Source organism: Bradyrhizobium sp. 159, assembly GCF_023073795.1.
Lineage (GTDB): Bacteria > Pseudomonadota > Alphaproteobacteria > Rhizobiales > Xanthobacteraceae > Bradyrhizobium.
Map to the genome: position 1 here is coordinate 27,737 of NZ_JADPKE010000003.1, position 15,786 is coordinate 43,522.

The 15,786-nt window shown below is 61.7% G+C and carries 15 protein-coding genes and 2 pseudogenes; 4 read left to right on the forward strand and 13 right to left on the reverse strand.

Annotated features, from left to right (window positions below; genetic code table 11):
• Positions 1-102: 102 nt before the first annotated feature.
• From IVA96_RS00315 to IVA96_RS00335, 5 genes are all read right to left on the reverse strand, one after another.
• Positions 103-321 (reverse strand): hypothetical protein, encoded by a 219-nt coding sequence (locus IVA96_RS00315; protein ID WP_247414870.1) that lies wholly within the window; start codon positions 319-321, stop codon positions 103-105.
• 108 nt (positions 322-429) lie between these two features.
• Complete coding sequence (locus IVA96_RS00320; RefSeq protein ID WP_247414872.1) at positions 430-1,470, reverse strand: glycosyltransferase family 4 protein; 1,041 nt, start codon at positions 1,468-1,470, stop codon at positions 430-432.
• A 132-nt stretch (positions 1,471-1,602) separates the two neighbouring features.
• Complete coding sequence (locus IVA96_RS00325) at positions 1,603-1,812, reverse strand: hypothetical protein (RefSeq protein ID WP_247414874.1); 210 nt, start codon at positions 1,810-1,812, stop codon at positions 1,603-1,605.
• Between the two features lie 90 nt (positions 1,813-1,902).
• Complete coding sequence (locus IVA96_RS00330; RefSeq protein WP_247414876.1) at positions 1,903-2,307, reverse strand: hypothetical protein; 405 nt, start codon at positions 2,305-2,307, stop codon at positions 1,903-1,905.
• A 14-nt stretch (positions 2,308-2,321) separates the two neighbouring features.
• Entirely contained in the window at positions 2,322-2,522 is a 201-nt protein-coding gene (locus tag IVA96_RS00335; protein WP_247414877.1) for a hypothetical protein, read from the reverse strand.
• Between the two features lie 320 nt (positions 2,523-2,842).
• On the opposite strand from IVA96_RS00335, the gene IVA96_RS00340 reads away from it, so the two are divergent.
• Positions 2,843-3,238 carry a hypothetical protein gene (locus tag IVA96_RS00340; RefSeq protein ID WP_247414902.1) on the forward strand — a complete coding sequence of 132 codons (396 nt, stop codon included), beginning with the start codon at positions 2,843-2,845 and terminating at the stop codon, positions 3,236-3,238.
• A gap of 77 nt (positions 3,239-3,315) precedes the next feature.
• Here IVA96_RS00340 and IVA96_RS00345 read toward each other — a convergent pair whose 3' ends face one another.
• The 3 genes from IVA96_RS00345 to IVA96_RS00355 form a co-directional block, all read right to left on the reverse strand.
• Complete coding sequence (locus IVA96_RS00345; RefSeq protein WP_247414879.1) at positions 3,316-3,732, reverse strand: hypothetical protein; 417 nt, start codon at positions 3,730-3,732, stop codon at positions 3,316-3,318.
• Positions 3,733-3,817: 85 nt separating this feature from the next.
• Positions 3,818-4,165: a DUF1236 domain-containing protein gene (locus tag IVA96_RS00350; protein ID WP_247414881.1), complete on the reverse strand. Its 348-nt coding sequence runs from the start codon at positions 4,163-4,165 to the stop codon at positions 3,818-3,820.
• A gap of 298 nt (positions 4,166-4,463) precedes the next feature.
• A complete protein-coding gene (locus IVA96_RS00355; protein WP_247414882.1) occupies positions 4,464-4,823 on the reverse strand; it encodes a PRC-barrel domain-containing protein in 360 nt (119 codons plus the stop codon).
• A 738-nt stretch (positions 4,824-5,561) separates the two neighbouring features.
• On the opposite strand from IVA96_RS00355, the pseudogene IVA96_RS00360 reads away from it, so the two are divergent.
• A pseudogene (locus tag IVA96_RS00360) lies at positions 5,562-5,780 on the forward strand (hypothetical protein); the annotation flags it as partial.
• A 424-nt stretch (positions 5,781-6,204) separates the two neighbouring features.
• Here IVA96_RS00360 and IVA96_RS00365 read toward each other — a convergent pair.
• Positions 6,205-7,257 carry an IS110 family transposase gene (locus IVA96_RS00365; protein WP_247414884.1) on the reverse strand — a complete coding sequence of 351 codons (1,053 nt, stop codon included), beginning with the start codon at positions 7,255-7,257 and terminating at the stop codon, positions 6,205-6,207.
• A gap of 204 nt (positions 7,258-7,461) precedes the next feature.
• Between IVA96_RS00365 and IVA96_RS00370 the strand changes: the two genes are divergently transcribed.
• On the forward strand, positions 7,462-9,207 hold the full coding sequence (locus IVA96_RS00370) for an adenylate/guanylate cyclase domain-containing protein (protein ID WP_247414886.1): 1,746 nt from the start codon (positions 7,462-7,464) through the stop codon (positions 9,205-9,207).
• 82 nt (positions 9,208-9,289) lie between these two features.
• Here IVA96_RS00370 and IVA96_RS00375 read toward each other — a convergent pair whose 3' ends face one another.
• Positions 9,290-10,366 carry an aminoglycoside phosphotransferase family protein gene (locus tag IVA96_RS00375; RefSeq protein ID WP_247414888.1) on the reverse strand — a complete coding sequence of 359 codons (1,077 nt, stop codon included), beginning with the start codon at positions 10,364-10,366 and terminating at the stop codon, positions 9,290-9,292.
• Positions 10,367-10,485: 119 nt separating this feature from the next.
• Between IVA96_RS00375 and IVA96_RS00380 the strand changes: the two are divergent.
• A pseudogene (locus IVA96_RS00380) lies at positions 10,486-13,627 on the forward strand (GAF domain-containing protein).
• A 198-nt stretch (positions 13,628-13,825) separates the two neighbouring features.
• Here the strand turns inward: IVA96_RS00380 and IVA96_RS00385 are convergent.
• From IVA96_RS00385 to IVA96_RS00395, 3 genes are all read right to left on the reverse strand, one after another.
• Complete coding sequence (locus tag IVA96_RS00385) at positions 13,826-14,224, reverse strand: GGDEF domain-containing protein (protein WP_247414890.1); 399 nt, start codon at positions 14,222-14,224, stop codon at positions 13,826-13,828.
• Positions 14,225-14,391: 167 nt separating this feature from the next.
• Positions 14,392-14,814 carry a hypothetical protein gene (locus IVA96_RS00390; protein ID WP_247414892.1) on the reverse strand — a complete coding sequence of 141 codons (423 nt, stop codon included), beginning with the start codon at positions 14,812-14,814 and terminating at the stop codon, positions 14,392-14,394.
• Positions 14,815-14,874: 60 nt separating this feature from the next.
• Positions 14,875-15,675 (reverse strand): hypothetical protein, encoded by an 801-nt coding sequence (locus IVA96_RS00395; RefSeq protein WP_247414894.1) that lies wholly within the window; start codon positions 15,673-15,675, stop codon positions 14,875-14,877.
• Positions 15,676-15,786 lie beyond the last annotated feature (111 nt).

Here is a 15,786-nt window from a genome sequence, read left to right on the forward strand (position 1 = left end):
CGCACCCGTTAGGTGCCGGCCCCAACGCCTGGAATTGCCACTTGTTCCTGATTTCGGAACACGGGGCTGACGGTAGGATTCGATCCCACTAGATCCCGTCCCCTATCGACGTTCGGTCGTCACGAGCCGGACGGAAACGCCCTTACCTTGGGAGCGCAGGCAGGCATCAGAGAAATGTGGCCACACCTGCTTCGAACAGTCTGCCGTGTCCGTCACCGAGTCGCGGACTTGCTGGATCTTCGGCTGCGAAGGAGGTGCTTCGTCCGCGAGAGCCGACGTCGCCTGAAGGACTAAAGCTGCTGTCGCGGAAAGGATCTTCATGGGCGTTCTCCTGATCGGCGACAACGGGCACCGTCTGCAGACGTTCCGGCCGTCGTCGAAGCGCTCCCCTCGCGAGTCCTTAGTGTGGTCGGAGTTCTGGAAAGTCCCTCACGTGTGGAGCCCTCCGCGAGCGATCAACTCGCGATACCGGTCTTCATACTCCCGCGCCATCCGGCTCGCGGCGAAACGCTCTTCGAACCGGGCTCGGACCTCTCTTCTGTCGAGCCGGACGACTTCCTTGATCGCTTCGATCGCCTGCTCCTCGTCGTCCACAATGAAGCCGGTGACGCCGTCCTCCACAACTTCCGGCACCGATCCCGAGCGGTACGCGATCACGGGCGTCCCGCACGCCATCGCCTCGATCACGACCAACCCGAAAGGCTCAGGCCAATCGATCGGAAACAGCAGAGCGGCGGCGCCGGCGAGGAACGGCTGCTTGCGGACTTCGTCCACCTCGCCGACCAGCTGGATGTTCTCACCATCGATCTCGGGCTCGAGCTTCTTCTTGAAGTAGGCCGTCTCCGCGCGAGGGATCTTGGCGGCGATCCGTAGCGGCATCCGCGCAGCGCGTGCGATGCGTATGGCCTCTTCCGGCCCCTTCTCCGCCGTCAACCGGCCGAGAAAGGCCAAGTACGAACCGGGTTCGTAGGAGGGCTGAAGCAGATGCCTGGGCAGCCCGTGCGGAATCGTCGCGATCCAGTTTGCGTCCGGAAGCGGACGGCGCTGGCTGTCGGAGATGGAGACGAAAGAAGCTTCCGGAAACCCCCCGATCACGTCGGATAGACCCGGAAGGTCGAGTCGGCCATGCGTGGTCGTCAGAAACGGCACTCCGGTCCGGCTCAGGACCGGCAGGGGCAGCCAGTCGATATGGGAGTGGATCACGTCGAATTCGCTCGCGCGCTCGGCGATGGCCTCGATCTGCAGCGCGCAGGCGGCATTCGGATCAGCCCCCCTCCGCCCCAGGCGCAGCGCGCGCGGCCACACCGCGTGGAGCTTTCCCTTCGTCTTTGAGTCCCCGCTGGCGAACAGCGTGACGTCGTGTCCGAGATCGACCAGCTCGTCCACCAGCCAGGCGATCACCCGCTCAGTGCCGCCGTAAAGCTTGGGAGGAACACTCTCGGCCAACGGCGCAAGCTGGGCGATCCGCATCGAGCTAGTCCCCCAGAACGATCCGCAAGCCGATCACGATGACCGCGGAGATGAGGAACGAGATCGCGAGCAACGTCCAGCTTGGTCTTGTGCTTCCGCGGGCTACGCGTGCGACGAGCATTTTCATGCTCCTCAACATTCGTCTCGGGGAAGCCGTTGCAGGTAGGCGATCCCGAAGCTGGCGAGCTCTTCGGTATTGCTCTCGCGCTCTTCCCATCTCCTGTGCAGATGGCGCTGCAGCAGGCAGCGTCGGCTGTCATGAGCGTCGACTTCGGGATGCCGCGCCCGATACACCGTCCAGGCGGTCTCCGTGGCGTTCTTCAAGACGGCTTCGTCAACCATGCTCACTCTCCGGAGACCGGTCCAGTCGCGGCCAACTCAAGGCACTCCGGAAAGTTTCCGGTTTTCCCGACTGTAGACGAAGAGAGGAGGTCAGGACGCTTTCGCGCGCGCTCGCGCACGCGCCGCCCGACGGCGCTGCAGGCGTTGACTTCGGCCAGCTCTTGTGGAGGCGAGAAGTCTGGACGCGGGCTCTGCGGTTGAGAGTTGTTCGACCGGAGCATCCCGTTCCGTCTGCGGCCCGGAAGACCTGTTCTCCATGAAGTCGAGTACCGTCCGGCCCTTCTCTGTGATCCGCCATCCGCCGTTCAGACGCTCGACCAGCGCCTGCGAGAAGATGTTGAGATCCGGCACGCGTGCGGCGAGCCGTTTGGTCCGCTCGGCCCAGTCGCGACCGCTCGTCGCCAGGATCGCCATGTCGCGCTTGAGGTCCGCCATGACGGCGAATCCATCGGGATAACTCACCAGGATCTTGAGCACGGTGACCTGGAAGTTCACGCCCCCGCTCCCGTTTATCCCGAGATTGTCGGCGCGTCGTGAAGCGCCTCGCGACCGATCTGCTTCAGGCTTTCCGGCGCGATGTCGCCCTTGGCGGCGGCTTCCAGAATCCTTGAAGCGACGTAGGTGCGAGCGCCGGTTTCGAAACGCGAAACGTCTTCACAGACCTCGTCGAGTACGGCGCGCAAAAGCGCCGTCGTGGCCGGATCGAACATGGGAACCCCCCAAAGGCAAGAGGTGTAGCTTACCGCAAAAAACAGCTACGGCGATTCAACATTGTTAACGGAGCTCCATCGCGTCAACGCGGGGGGTAAACTCCCGGAGATTGTCGCGACGCAGCATCGGGCCGAACCGGTCCTGCGCCGATGCCTTGTTTCAGGCTCGAAGTTTCGAGCGACGCTGCCCCGGCGCCGAGCATCCATTGCCCGCTCGCCGCCGGGTGCAGCAGAAACATTTGCCGCTTTTTCCCGTTGTCCGGCAGGGCGCGAGCAATATGAAAGGATACTCGATGAAGAAGATCGCAATGTCGGCGCTGATGGTGGGCGCTCTTGGTCTGGCCTCGGTGGCCACGACGTCTCCTGCCGAGGCTCACTGGCGAGGTGGCTGGGGCGGTTGGGGCCCGGGCATAGCCGGCGGCCTGGTTGCGGGTGCCGTGATCGGCGGGCTTGCCTCCTCCGCATACGCTGCGGGACCCGGCTATGGCTACTACGGCGGCCCGGCCTACTATGGAGCAGGCTATTACGGCGGGCCCTACGCCGTCGACTACGGGTACGACGAGCCGTATCGTTGGGGCGGCGGCTACACCACCACCTACTACACGGCGCCCGTCTCCTACGGCTATCGGTACCGACGTGTTGTGCGGCCTGCCTACGCCGACTACCGCGGAGCCTATCCGGTCGTGCGGCACCGCTGGCATCATCACCACTGGTGAGGCCGACCAATCCGACCGCAAGGCCGCGCTCGAGCATGGCGCGGCCTTTTCCTTGGCATCGTCTGAAGATATCCCGTTCACCACCATCCGCCGGAGAATGGGTCGTGCCGCTCGAAGGCGAGATGTCGGTCGGGCGGCACCCTTTTGGACAGCTTCGCCGACCGCTTCGGATGCGGAACGGTGGCGGTGCGGGCGGGCGGTTCTCGTCTGATCTGCGCGGGAGGTGCTGCGGGAATGGCGACCATGGCTTCGCGCACTTGCTCCTGCGGTTCAGGGATCGGCTCGGCCTGCGCGATCTTCGGCTCGTCGGTGCGCGGACGCGTGTCGAATACGATCTTCTCCGGAAGGCTCCTCGCCGAGCTGATCCGGATGGTCGTCCTGTCGGGGTCGGTCGCGCCCGCATGCTCGATGGGAGCCGGCAGGTACCGGCCCGCAGCGAAGAGCAGCGCCAGCAGCAAGCCGCCGACGACGACGAAGTACCGGATGATCGGCATGGACCGCCATTCGCGATGAGAAGACAGATTCTAGGCTAGACAGGTATGAGGCGGGCCGCTGAATCAGCCTCCCGCCTCAGGAGAGCTAGTCCACCTCTTGGACCACGGTGCGCGTCGACGGGTCGACCAGCATCACGCGTTCGCCGGAGTAGACATAGCGGTACTTGGTGAGCGACGGGCCCCAATCGGCCGGCACGGCCTCGAGTTCGACTTCGCGCGGCACCGGCTGACCGACCACGATCTTCTCACGGGTCTGCACCGGACGGACCTTGTGTTCGGTCACGTATGTGCGGATCTGGGTGCGGTATTCCGGCTCGATTTGCACCGCGGCGGCATGACCGGTGCCCGTGGTCGTGGTGACGACGGTGGACTGCGCCATCGCGCCCGTCGAGATCAGTGCGGCGGCCGCGCACGTCAGAATCAGCTTCTTCATGAGAATCTCCTGGCCGCCTGATGCGGCCTGCGTGAACCCGCGAATAATGGCAAGGTTCCAGAGCACAGCAGGATGATTGCCTCTTTTTCCCGGCTCGATAGTGGGAAGGAACGGCTTGGGGCAGCGCTGAACGGGCGTATCTGAAAGCGTGCTGAACGCCTGCCCTCAGCGCTGTAACCGCGGCGCTCGGTCTCGAGACTCCGCTGCGCATCACGCCCCTGACAAGCTGGACGCCATCGGCCCCGACCATCGGGGCCGATCTTAGTCAGCAGAGCGCCGACGGCGCAACGACTTGGCGCTAGGCGACCGGCACGCCGTAGTAGTCGTTGACCGCGCGTGTCGTTCCCGCGTCCCAATTCCAGCTGCTCTCGTCGGCGTATTTGGGGGCGCCGCGAAGCTGTTCCTGCGTGATGCCGGTGACGTAGCCGCCGAGGTTGGTATCGTATTTCAGCGCCTGCCAGGGCAGCGGATAGTGATCGTCGCCGATGCCAAGCAGGCCGCCGAAGCTGAGCACCGCATACGATACCTTGCCGCTGACCTTGTCGATCATGACGCGCTCGATGTAGCCGACCTTATCGCCGTCGGCCCCGTACACGTTCGTGCCTTCGACCTTGTCGCTTCCGATGAGACTGAGGGTCTCGCGATCTTCCATGGCCATGTTGACCTCCTGGGTGTTGTCTTCAGAAATCAACCGGACGACGAAGGCTCCGTTCCTGGCTTGTAGCTCCGTTCCTGGCCGAAGCCATGGCGGCGGCGTTGTCGCCGTCGTCGGCGGCCAGCCAGACCGGATGAGGCTGCCGCGACCGCTGCCCCAGGCTTGAGATCCTGCGCGATGCGGATTGCGGACGGGCCCGACCCTCTCAAGCTTGCGGATCGTGTAGTTCGGCGCTCGACCGAGCTCAGTTTCGGAGATTAGCCGGAAGGTAGGGAACGATACTAGGCGTACCCCATTGACCCTTGAGAGACCGTCGCCCGCCGTTGAACCACGGCGCCTGTCGCGGATAGCCAAAGGTCTCACGACCCGCTATTCAGAACTAGCGCTCGCGAGGATAGCCAAAGGCGGCGGCCTCTCTCGGAATCCGAGTCCATCCTCGGCGCCATCCCGAGGACGGCTTCGTCTCTAGCTGAAAGCTGTTCAGCTTGGCGCTCCGGTGCCGAAACCGGGTCCCGCGCATCAGCGCGAACTTGAAGCAGCCGGCGATCAGCATCAGATCTCTCATGGAATTCCGATGTTGCCGAGGATATCCGAGTCGGTCCGGACGGCGACCGCTAGGCCCCAGGACAGCAAGCCATGCCAGGAGATCCCCGGCGAAGGCTCGGACTCGCCAAGCTGCGCGCTGCGGCTGAATCGGATTGGCTTGAGCTAAAGACCTCGTGAAACGCGCGTATTCCCGCGACGGAGCCCAACGCCGAGGTCAGTACTATTCACCCGAGGACGATGGCAGTTATCCTGACGCCGCCTGATGAGGTCGAGACCTGGATGACCGCGCCTGTGGACGAGGTGCTTAAGCTGCAGCGGCCGCTTCAGGACGGCGCGCTCCAAATTGTCGAACGCGGCGTAAAGGGAGATCCCGCACCGGTCGCCTGGCCTGAACCAAGCTACGTCGGCTTCTGACCATGAAGCTGACATGCTCTGATGGAACAGGGCACTTCTGCTGGTGATGTATGGACCGGCCGTGCGTTGCAAGCTAAATCTGCAGAGTGGCGGTGACTGGTCTTGCGCTTCTGTATCCGGCCCTCGCGTGGAGCAGATTGCTCCTGGCCATCATGGATATCCGCGCGCGTCCGATCTCATTCTCGGATAGGCCCTCAAAGGCCAGTTGGGTCACCAGATCACGAACCGACGGCGAGACCGTTCCTCCATCTTCCTCAAATTTAACTCGCAGACCTCGGCGGGTACTACCAAGCGGCTCAACGATTAACTGAAGTCATCCCTTCGGAGCCACCGTCGCTCGCTCGCCTTAATCGGCGAGCGACGGTGGCGGAGAAGAGTGGCGGTCATCCCTTTGGTGAACCAGAGCAAGCTTATAGCGCTCATATCATACCGCTGCCGCGCCGAGACGCGTGTCGTACACACGATGTTCTACAAGCACGCTCCATGCGATGCGGGCCAGCTTGTTAGCTAGAGCTGTAGCCAGCACGTTATGGTGCAACCGTTGAGCCGCGGGGGCAAGCCAAGGTCCAAAGCTGTGCTGCATCCAATTCCTTGGCCGAAGCAGAACGACGCGGGCGGCCTGCAGGAACAGCATGCGAAGGTAGCGATTGCCGCGTTTGGTGATGCGTCCGAGAATCGTTCGATCACCTGTGGAGATCTGCTTGGGGACTAAACCCAGCCAAGCAGCAAAATCTCGGCCGCGTGTGTAGGCAGCTCCATCAGCGATCGCAGCGACGATGGCGCTCGAGATGATCGGGCCTATGCCCGGTATTGTCATCAAGTGCCGACAGGGTTCCGTGTTCTTGGAGAGCACATCAATTTCGTCAGTCACAGCCTCGATGCGATCGTCGAGGCGGCGCCAGTCTTGAGCCAGATCCTCTAGGATGCGAACCATCCGCGGTGACAGGACATCTGTGCGTTCGGCAAGGATGTCCGGCAATGCGTGGCGCAACCAGTGGACCCGTTGCCTCACCGTGATGCCGTGCTCTAGGAGAAAGCAGCGGATCTGATTGATGATCGCGGTTCGTTGTCCTACCAGGCGATAGCGCACGCGATGCAACGCCTGCAGATCGAGCTGCTCATCGGTTTTCGGCGGTACGCACCGCGTCGTGGGGCGTTGCACGGCTTCAGCGACCGCATGCGCATCTCGAAAATCATTCTTGTGGGTTTGCCGGAAAGGCTTGGCGTAGACCGGCGGCACTTGCCTCACGTCGTGGTCGAGGGCGAGCAGATCGCGGGTCACATAGTGCGTTCCCATGCCTGCCTCTATCCCGACCAAGCATGGCGGCATATTCGCCAGCCGCGACACAATTTTGGCGCGCGCTACCTTCTCGCGCAGCACGATTTCTCCTCGGGCATCGAGGCCAACTAGGTGCAGTATGTTCTTGCCCGGATCGATACCAATGGTAACGACTGCGGTGTCAAACTTGCGCGGCATGGCGTGGCTCCTTCTCCTGACTGCCCCACAAGCATGCTCGCTGGTTGGGCGGGAGCACGGCCGGTCCATCCCATTCTCGGACCTCCCGGTTGACGCATGCTGCAATTTGGGCTTCCCTGCAATTTCCGCTCACAGGTTCGCAACAAAGTGCTAGGCTCGTCCTTGTCGCGGCGGCATGGTTAGTCTGGTCGTTCGGAGGGCGCTGTGACCGAGCAGCGAGTTCAAAGGCGACTAGCGGCGATCTTGGCCGCCGATGTCGTCGGTTACTCAGCATTGATGCAACGCGCTGAGGAAGCAACATACGCCGAGTTCGAGCGGCTCAAGCGAGAACTGATCGAGCCTAGCCTCTCCCGCCACGAAGGACGACTTATCAAGACAACGGGTGATGGCGCGCTCGTCGAGTTCGCGAGTCCCTTAGCCGCCATGAGGTGCGCGGTCGAGATACAGGATCATCTCGCCTCAGGCAGTAGTCCCCTAAGGTTACGCATGGGGCTCAATCTTGGTGACGTTATCGTTGGGCAGGACGGTGAACTCTACGGCGACGGGATCAACATTGCTGTCCGGCTGGAGGGGGCCGCCGACCCAGGCGGCGTCCTGATTTCCGAAAAGGTCTACAGCGAAGTTGAAGGCAAGCTGGATATTCGCTTCGAGCATCGCGGTGAGCAGAAGCTCAAAAACATCTCCAAGCCGATCCGCGCTTACGCTGTGCTCGCGGGAACATATAGCGCGCTGACCGAGAGCCTAAGTGCTGCCCCTCCACTCCCAGACAAGCCCTCCATCGTCGTGCTGCCGTTCGAGAACATGAGCGGCGACCCCGAACAGGAATACTTCGCGGACGGAATGGTTGAGGAGATCATCACCGCCCTCTCGCGTTTCAAATCGTTGTTCGTAATTGCTCGCAATTCGAGCTTTGCGTTCAAAGGCAAAGCCGTCGTTATCAAGGAGGTCGGACGGAGACTTGGCGTGCGCTATGCCCTTGAGGGGTCTGTGCGCAAGGCATCGGGGAAAGTTCGCATCACGGGGCAGTTGATTGATGCCGTGACGGGCACGCATATTTGGGCGGACAGGTTCGAGCGTGATTTGACTGACGTTTTCGCCCTGCAGGACGAAGTAACGGCCGCCGTTGTCTCAGTCATTCAGCCAAGATTGCTTCAAACAGAAATTGCAATAGCCACCCGGCGGCGACCGGAGAACCTCACTGCCTATGATTTTTATCTCCGTGCTATGCCGCTGGCCTACCTAACGAGCCGCGAAGGGTCGGCCGAGGCGATAAGGCTGGCTCATCGCGCTTTGGAGCTGGACCCGCAGTTCGGCGTAGTCGCTGCTCTGGCAGGTGTCTGGCACATGAACAACATCCTTTGGGGATACGCTATCGATCCTCAATTCGACCGCGAGGAAGCCGTGCGGCTACTTCGCTTGGCGTTGAGCATTGACGACGGTGATCCAGACAAATTCGCGTGGGCTTCCCTGATTTCGGCGTACATGGTCGGCGATGGTGAAGGTGCCGTCGAAATGGCAGACCGGGCTGTCGCGCTCAACCCCAATTCATTTCACGCATGGTACGCCAGAGGCTGGGTCTACAAAACTTCCGGGCTACCAGAGGAAGCGATCCGGAGCTTTGAACATGCCATGCGCCTGAGCCCGGTAGACCCGCTTCTACACCTGATGTTTGGTGGGATGGGGATGGCGTTGATTGAACTTCGTCGCTTTGAAGAGGCCATCGTCGCAGGGAGGAAGGGCATTCGACAGAACCCGTTCCTTTCGCCAGCTTGCCGATGTCTCGCGTCCGCTTTCGCTCATCTCGGACGCGACGCTGATGCGCATGAGGCCGCGACGCGTCTGCTTGAGGTTGACCCCGCTTTCACAATATCCGCTTTTATCGCTCGCGGCGGACAATCAAACGCGAAGCTGTTGATTGAGGGTCTTCGCAAAGCGGGGTTGCCGGAATAGGCCGCGCGGCTTGTACCCGACGAACTGATCGAACACGCCGCAATTTTGTTGCGATGCATGAGTCCGGAATTGGCCCATCGCTTCACTTGACGCGATGTAGCGGCACGTCCGGATTTTTTGGTAAACCGGAAGTGGCCGGCAGAGCGACAAACCAATCCGGCTGACCCAAAGGAGACACCTGACGCCTCGCTTCGACAGGCCACGTCGGCTCGCGCGCGCGACCAAGACGGTTCAGTCTCCCGAGCGCAGCCCCGCTTCGATGCGCTGGATCAGCCGCTCCCGCAAGGAAGGCACCACGTTTGCCAAGGACGACGAAGGTGCGGACGATGGGCAGATACGGCTCCATTGCCGCCGTCAGCTCCGCGAGAGACATGCCCGCCAGCCGCGCATATTCGCATTGCGCCGCCGCATTGGTCGCGCGCGGACGCTCCGGATTGTCGGCGATTTCCGGCGCGAGTTCGGACAGGATGACATGCAAGAACCCGAGGTCGAGGGCGGCCGGCCCGCGCATCGCGAAGGACCAGTCGACGAGTTTTGGGCCTTCCGCCGTCATGATCACGTTGCCGGGGCTGAGGTCACAATGGCAAAGCCCGTCGCCGGGCGGCAGGCGATCGACCAGCGCGAGGACATTGGTAGCGATGTGCTTCGGAATCTTCCCATCGTCGCGTCGCAACTCGTTTTCCATATAGTAGCGCATGGAGAGGAGCTCCGCCGACGGTGGCGTCTTGTGAACGGACATGGCAAGAGCCGCGATGATCGCGCCCGCCTGTTCGAACGTCACCGCGCCGGTTCGCGAGAGATGCCACAGGGTCGGTCCGTCGAGGCGCTCCAGCACGATGCCGAAGCGCCCGTCCAGTGTCACCTCGCCGAACACCTCCGGCACCGGGAGGCCGGCGGCGCGCACGGCGCGGATCATGCGCAGCTCGTGCCGGCCGAGCAGATGAGAGACGCCGGCCTTGAACAGCTTCACGACCTGACCGGGCGCCCAGGCGTAGGCTTCGGAGAAGGCGCCTTCACCGATCTTTTCCCCCAGCGATCCCTGCATGCCCGTTCTCCGCGGTGCAGAGGAAACACCAGCGGCGAGCAAAAAGGAACCCCTTCCGTCGCGGGGCCGCCGGGCATCATGATTGCCTTTCAACCTGAAGAGACCTTCGTCCACTCCGCTAAATGGTCCCAAGGCCGGCTGTGACCCGGAGCTGACTTCGGCCCATGGTGCGAAACCCGGGATTTGTATAGGGTTGGGCCCTGTCCTGTTCTGACCCCCTCGGGGCGAGCGAAATGTGGCGACGCAGTGGAAGCGAACGTCCGATCAAGGGTCGGCGCGCGAATAGGCCCAAGGTTCGCAAAGCATCGACTAAGGCCCCATCCATTGCCGACCTGCGAAAGCAAGTTCGCACTCTCACCCACGAGCTGAAACATGCAAACGAGCGGCAGACCGCGACGGTGGAGGTGCTGCAAGTCATATCCAGTTCGCCTGGCGAGCTTGGGCCGGTGTTCGAGGCCATGCTGGAAAAGGCCGTGGGCATCTGCCGCGCCAGTTTTGGGACGCTGCTCCTATACAAAGGCGACAGGTTGCGGCGGGTGGCGCGAATGGCCGCTCAAAACGTGCCGCAATCGTATGCGCCCGACCAGGAAACGCCGCCACACTTCATCGCGCCGTTTGATGGGGCGCCTTCGCTGGGGCGCCTCGTCGAGACCAAGGCGCTGGTTCACATTGCCGATATTGCCACCGAGCATCCCGACGATCTGATCTACAAGGTCGCCGCAGCCCGCACCGTTCTGATTGTGCCGATGCTCAAGGAGAGCGAGCTTGTCGGCGCCTTTGCCGTCTACCGCAAGGACGTGCAAGAGTTCAGCGACAAGCAGGTCGAGTTGCTGGAAAATTTTGCGGCACAAGCGGTGATCGCCATCGAGAACACGCGGCTGCTCCACGAGGTGCAGGCCAAGACGCGCGATCTCACGGAGGCCCTGACCTACCAGACCGGCAGCTCCAACATCCTGAAGGTGATCGCATCGTCGCCGACCGAGGTCGCCCCGGCTCTCAAAGCCATTGTCGAATGCGCCTGCGAACTGTGCGATGCCTATGATGCGGCCGTGGTGCTGAGAGATGGCGACGATCTCCGCTTCAGCGCCCATCATGGCCCGATCCCGATCGGGCTGGAGAAATGGCCGATCAACCGCCGCTGGACCGCGGGCCGCGCCTTCATCGACCAGAAGACCGTGCATATCGAGGATCTTCGCGACGAGAAGCACGCGGATTTCTCCGACGGGCGCGAGCTGTCGATCCGGATGGGCCACCGCAGCATTTTGAGCGTGCCGCTACTGCGGGAAAAGGAGAGCATCGGCGCCATTGTGCTCCGCCGCAAGGAGGTGCACCCGTTCAGCGACAAGCAGATCGCACTGCTCCAGACCTTCGCCGACCAGGCGGTGATTGCGATCGGCAACGTTCGGCTGTTCGAGGAAGTTCAGGCGCGGACGCATGAGCTGACCGAATCGCTGGAGCAGCAGACCGCGACATCTGAGGTGCTGAGCGTCATCAGCCGATCGGCCGGCGATCTCGCGCCGGTATTCGACGCGATGCTGAGCAAGGCAATGCAGCTCTGCGGCGCCAATTTCGGCGTGCTCAACACCTACGATGGAGCGCAATTCCACACGGCGGCCACTTACGGCCTGCCCCCCGCTTACGATGCGTTCCGGCGCAAACAGCCGCTCGATTATGGTCCGGCCCCCGCGCCTGCACGGCTGTTGAAGGGAGAGCCATTCGTCGAAATCACCGACCTTGCTGAGTCCGAGGCCTATCGCAGCGGAGAGCCGAACCGTCGCGCGCTGGTCGATCTCGGCGGTGCGCGCTGCCTGCTTGCGGTGCCGTTGCTCAAGGACGAGCGCGTGGTCGGCAACGTCATGATCTTCAGGCAGGAGAACCGGCCGTTCTCCGAGAAGCAGATCACCTTGCTGAAGCAGTTTGCGGCGCAGGCCGTGATCGCCATCGAACGCGCGGCTGCTCGGCGAATTGCGCCATCGCACCGAGGATTTGACCGAGGCGCTGCAACAGCAGACGGCGACCGCCGACGTGCTCAAGGTAATCAGCCGCTCCGCGTTCGACCTGCAGGCCGTGCTCGATACGCTGGTCGAATCGGCGGCACGACTATGCGAAGCCGATATGGCGGCGATCACCCGCAAGACTGGCAATATTTACTTCCGGGCGGGCTCCTACGGCTTCCCCACCAAATTCGCCGAATATGTGAAAGATCTCCCGGTCCGGCCGGACAAGCGCACGATCACGGGCCGGACTTTGCTCGGCGACAAGGTGGTCCATGTCACCGATGTGCTCGAAGACCCGGACTACTCCTTTGAAGGCCAGGAGCTCAGCGGCAATCCGCGCAGCTTCCTTGGTGTGCCCTTGCTGCGCGAAGGCAGCCCGATCGGCGCCATTGTCCTCGCACGTCGCGCCGTCCGGCCGTTCAGCGAAAAGCAGGTCGAGCTCGTGACCAGCTTCGCCGACCAGGCCGTCATCGCGATCGAGAATGTGCGCCTATTCGACGAAGTGCAGTCCCGCACCAAGGAACTTGCCGCTTCGCTCGATGAACTCCGCGCGGCGCAAGATCGCCTGATCCAGACCGAAAAGCTCGCTTCGCTCGGTCAGCTTACCGCCGGCATCGCGCACGAGATCAAGAACCCGCTCAACTTCGTCAACAATTTTGCCGCGCTGTCGGCCGAGTTGACGGACGAGTTGAACGACATCCTCGCCTCGACCACGCTCGCCGAAGGAATTCGCGGCGAAGTCGATGAGCTCACCGGCCTTCTGAAGGACAATTTGCAAAAGGTCGTCCAGCATGGCAAGCGTGCCGATTCCATCGTCAAAAACATGCTGTTGCATTCGCGCGAAGGCTCCGGCGAGCATCGGCGAGTCGACATCAATGCCATCGTCGAGGACAGCCTTAACCTCGCCTATCACGGCGCGCGACCAGAGAAGTCGGGCTTCACCATCACGTTGCGGCGGAACCTGGACCCGCGCGCTGGTGCGGTCGAGCTGTATCCGCAGGAGATCACACGGGCGCTGCTCAACCTGATTTCCAACGGCTTCTATGCCGCGACTAGGCGCAAGCTCGAAACGGGCGACGAGAGCTTTGAACCAGTCCTCAGCGCTTCCACGAGGAACCTCGGCAAGACAGTCGAAATCCGTATTCGCGACAACGGCACAGGCATCCTGTCTGAAGTACGCGAAAAGATGTTCAATCCTTTCTTCACTACAAAGCCGACAGGGGAAGGAACGGGGCTCGGACTCTCAATGACCCATGACATCATCGTCAAGCAACACGGAGGCCGGATCGACGTCGAGACTGAGCCTGGTGTCTTTGCCGAGTTCATCATTACACTGCCGCGCGACAACGGAATTGCCACCGGCCCTAAGTCCGAATGACCGCTTAGGGCCCCTTCGCGGACCTCCGCCGTCGCGGTTGCCATGTCGCCTAATGGCCCCTGAGCCGAACAGCGGTCCGTTGCCAGCACGTCAGCTGTCTGAGTTAGAGCGGACACGCCGCGGCGCTTGCCGACCGCCGGTTGTCGCCCAAGCCGGACATCGAACGAGTTGTCCCTAGTACCAGAAAAGAAAACCAAACTATGCGGCTACAGCAGCTGGGGTATCCGACAAAACGTGTCCACGCCCGCTGCGTTTAACGCTGTAGAGACGGTCATCCGCGCGACGCTTGAGCGTGCGTGCATCGTCACCGTTAACTGCCGCGGCTAATCCGATGCTCGCGCCTATCCCGATGCTATCGGCCGCGATTGCGAACGGTGTTTCGAGTGTGCGCACGATACGCTCCGCTGCGCGTGTCGCGTCGGCGATGTTGAGTTCCGCGTCGAACAATACGCCGAACTCGTCGCCGCCAAGTCTTGCCACAAGATGTCCACCATGAAGTTCGGCGTCGATACGAGTAGCTACTGATTTTAGTAACTCGTCGCCGACGTCGTGACCGTATGTGTCGTTGACCGGTTTGAATCGGTCAAGATCAATCATGCAACGATCGCGGCGCCTGATACCAAACGCTCTGCCAGAGCGGTGTCGAATGCGGATCGGTTTGCCAGACCCGTTAGCGCTTCTGTAAGCGCAAGGCGGGCCATGCGATTCTCCGCGAGCAGCTGCGAGCATGGTCCACGGGGCCGGAAACCGCCGAAGGTTGTCCATCACAACCGTCGATCAGCCCGGGTACCCTTGAGCTGCTTGCCCGAGGGATAAGACGGCCGCTTCAGTTTTTCCTCGCCGACGAGCCGGTCGCGTTGCTCGCAAAGGCCATCGACCTTGGCCTGCATCCGGGACAGGAGGGCTTCGGCCGACGCGGTCGATATCCCGGCCCGCTGGAGGGTCAGGATTTCCTTCTGCTGGCGGGTGATTTGGCGCCGCATATAGCTGATTTCGTGACGGATTCCGTCAAGTCCCATGGCCGCATCCTCAGACTGAGCCATAAGAACGAAACGCGAGCAATGAATTAAGTAGGTCGGTACGGCGAAGACGAGGACGGTCAGGAAGGCGACCGAGATGGCAAGACGGCCCCTGGCGGCGATCTTGAGCTGGGAAGAAGAGATTTCGAGTTCAGGAATTGAGTTCACGGGAGTTGTCTCCGGTTGGTGGAGACAGCGCGAAATTATTAGGTCTTTATCAGATGGGACTCAGACCCGGATCGTGCCCGGCATGCTCTCGGGAAGTCGCGGTCCTACGAACTGGCAATGGTCGCACTCAAAAGCGGGGTCGTGGAAGGCGGCTGTTAAAATAACGCCGTCCCACAACAAGAACGCCCAAAAGTGCAGGTTGTTCACCTCTGTAAATTTATGGAATGCGGAGGCGAAGATACCCGGGTATTTGCCCATCGACGCCCTGCCCTGGGCGAACGTCTTGAACTCCTCCGGCGGATCTTCGTAGGGCGGCGTCACTGTGTACGTAATGCTCCAGATCGACGGCAGTATCTCACCGCTGTGATGGTAGTGAAGCCCACGGATGATCTTGTAGAGCGCGTCATGGAAGCGATCGGCGTCGATCATCTTCGCGACGCGGTTCGCTGGCAGATGGATACCTTTCACGACATGCTTGAATTCGTCCATGACCATGTTGACCAGCGGGACGTTGCGTCCCCCCTGGTATTTCTTGAAGGTCTGGGCATGGGCTGCATCACCCGCTTCTGAGCCTCTGGCCAGCGGCAACAGCGTGTGAACGAAGTACTCCTCATCCATCCGCCACATCTGGTTGCAGGCATGGTGCACGGGGATGGTGAGCAGATCGGTCATCCCGTACTTCTTCCGCAGCTCGGCCGGAAAGAAGAGCTTGGGCGGAACGTGGTCAGGCGTCACCGGCTCCTTGAGCAGCTTGCTGCATAGGTAGCAGTGGGTGTGCTTACCCCATTTCGGTTTGGCCATGACGACCTGCAGAGCCCGCGGAAGAACCACGATAAGCGCGATGATGAGCACCGTGGCCATAATGGCGAAGATGCCCGTGGCACTGATGCTGAAGCCCCAAACTTTAAATTCCAGTTGATGTTTATCAGTGCAATATCAGGTCCGTTGCGACTACCTATTAGTGACCCACAA

Coding starts and splice junctions, on each gene's coding strand:
- IVA96_RS00315 (WP_247414870.1), bottom strand. CDS start 321: ATGAAGATCCTTTCCGCGACAGCAGCTTTAGTCCTTCAGGCGACGTCG.
- IVA96_RS00320 (WP_247414872.1), bottom strand. CDS start 1,470: ATGCGGATCGCCCAGCTTGCGCCGTTGGCCGAGAGTGTTCCTCCCAAG.
- IVA96_RS00325 (WP_247414874.1), bottom strand. CDS start 1,812: ATGGTTGACGAAGCCGTCTTGAAGAACGCCACGGAGACCGCCTGGACG.
- IVA96_RS00335 (WP_247414877.1), bottom strand. CDS start 2,522: ATGTTCGATCCGGCCACGACGGCGCTTTTGCGCGCCGTACTCGACGAG.
- IVA96_RS00340 (WP_247414902.1), top strand. CDS start 2,843: ATGGTGGGCGCTCTTGGTCTGGCCTCGGTGGCCACGACGTCTCCTGCC.
- IVA96_RS00345 (WP_247414879.1), bottom strand. CDS start 3,732: ATGCCGATCATCCGGTACTTCGTCGTCGTCGGCGGCTTGCTGCTGGCG.
- IVA96_RS00350 (WP_247414881.1), bottom strand. CDS start 4,165: ATGAAGAAGCTGATTCTGACGTGCGCGGCCGCCGCACTGATCTCGACG.
- IVA96_RS00355 (WP_247414882.1), bottom strand. CDS start 4,823: ATGGCCATGGAAGATCGCGAGACCCTCAGTCTCATCGGAAGCGACAAG.
- IVA96_RS00365 (WP_247414884.1), bottom strand. CDS start 7,257: ATGCCGCGCAAGTTTGACACCGCAGTCGTTACCATTGGTATCGATCCG.
- IVA96_RS00385 (WP_247414890.1), bottom strand. CDS start 14,224: ATGATTGATCTTGACCGATTCAAACCGGTCAACGACACATACGGTCAC.
- IVA96_RS00395 (WP_247414894.1), bottom strand. CDS start 15,675: ATGGCCACGGTGCTCATCATCGCGCTTATCGTGGTTCTTCCGCGGGCT.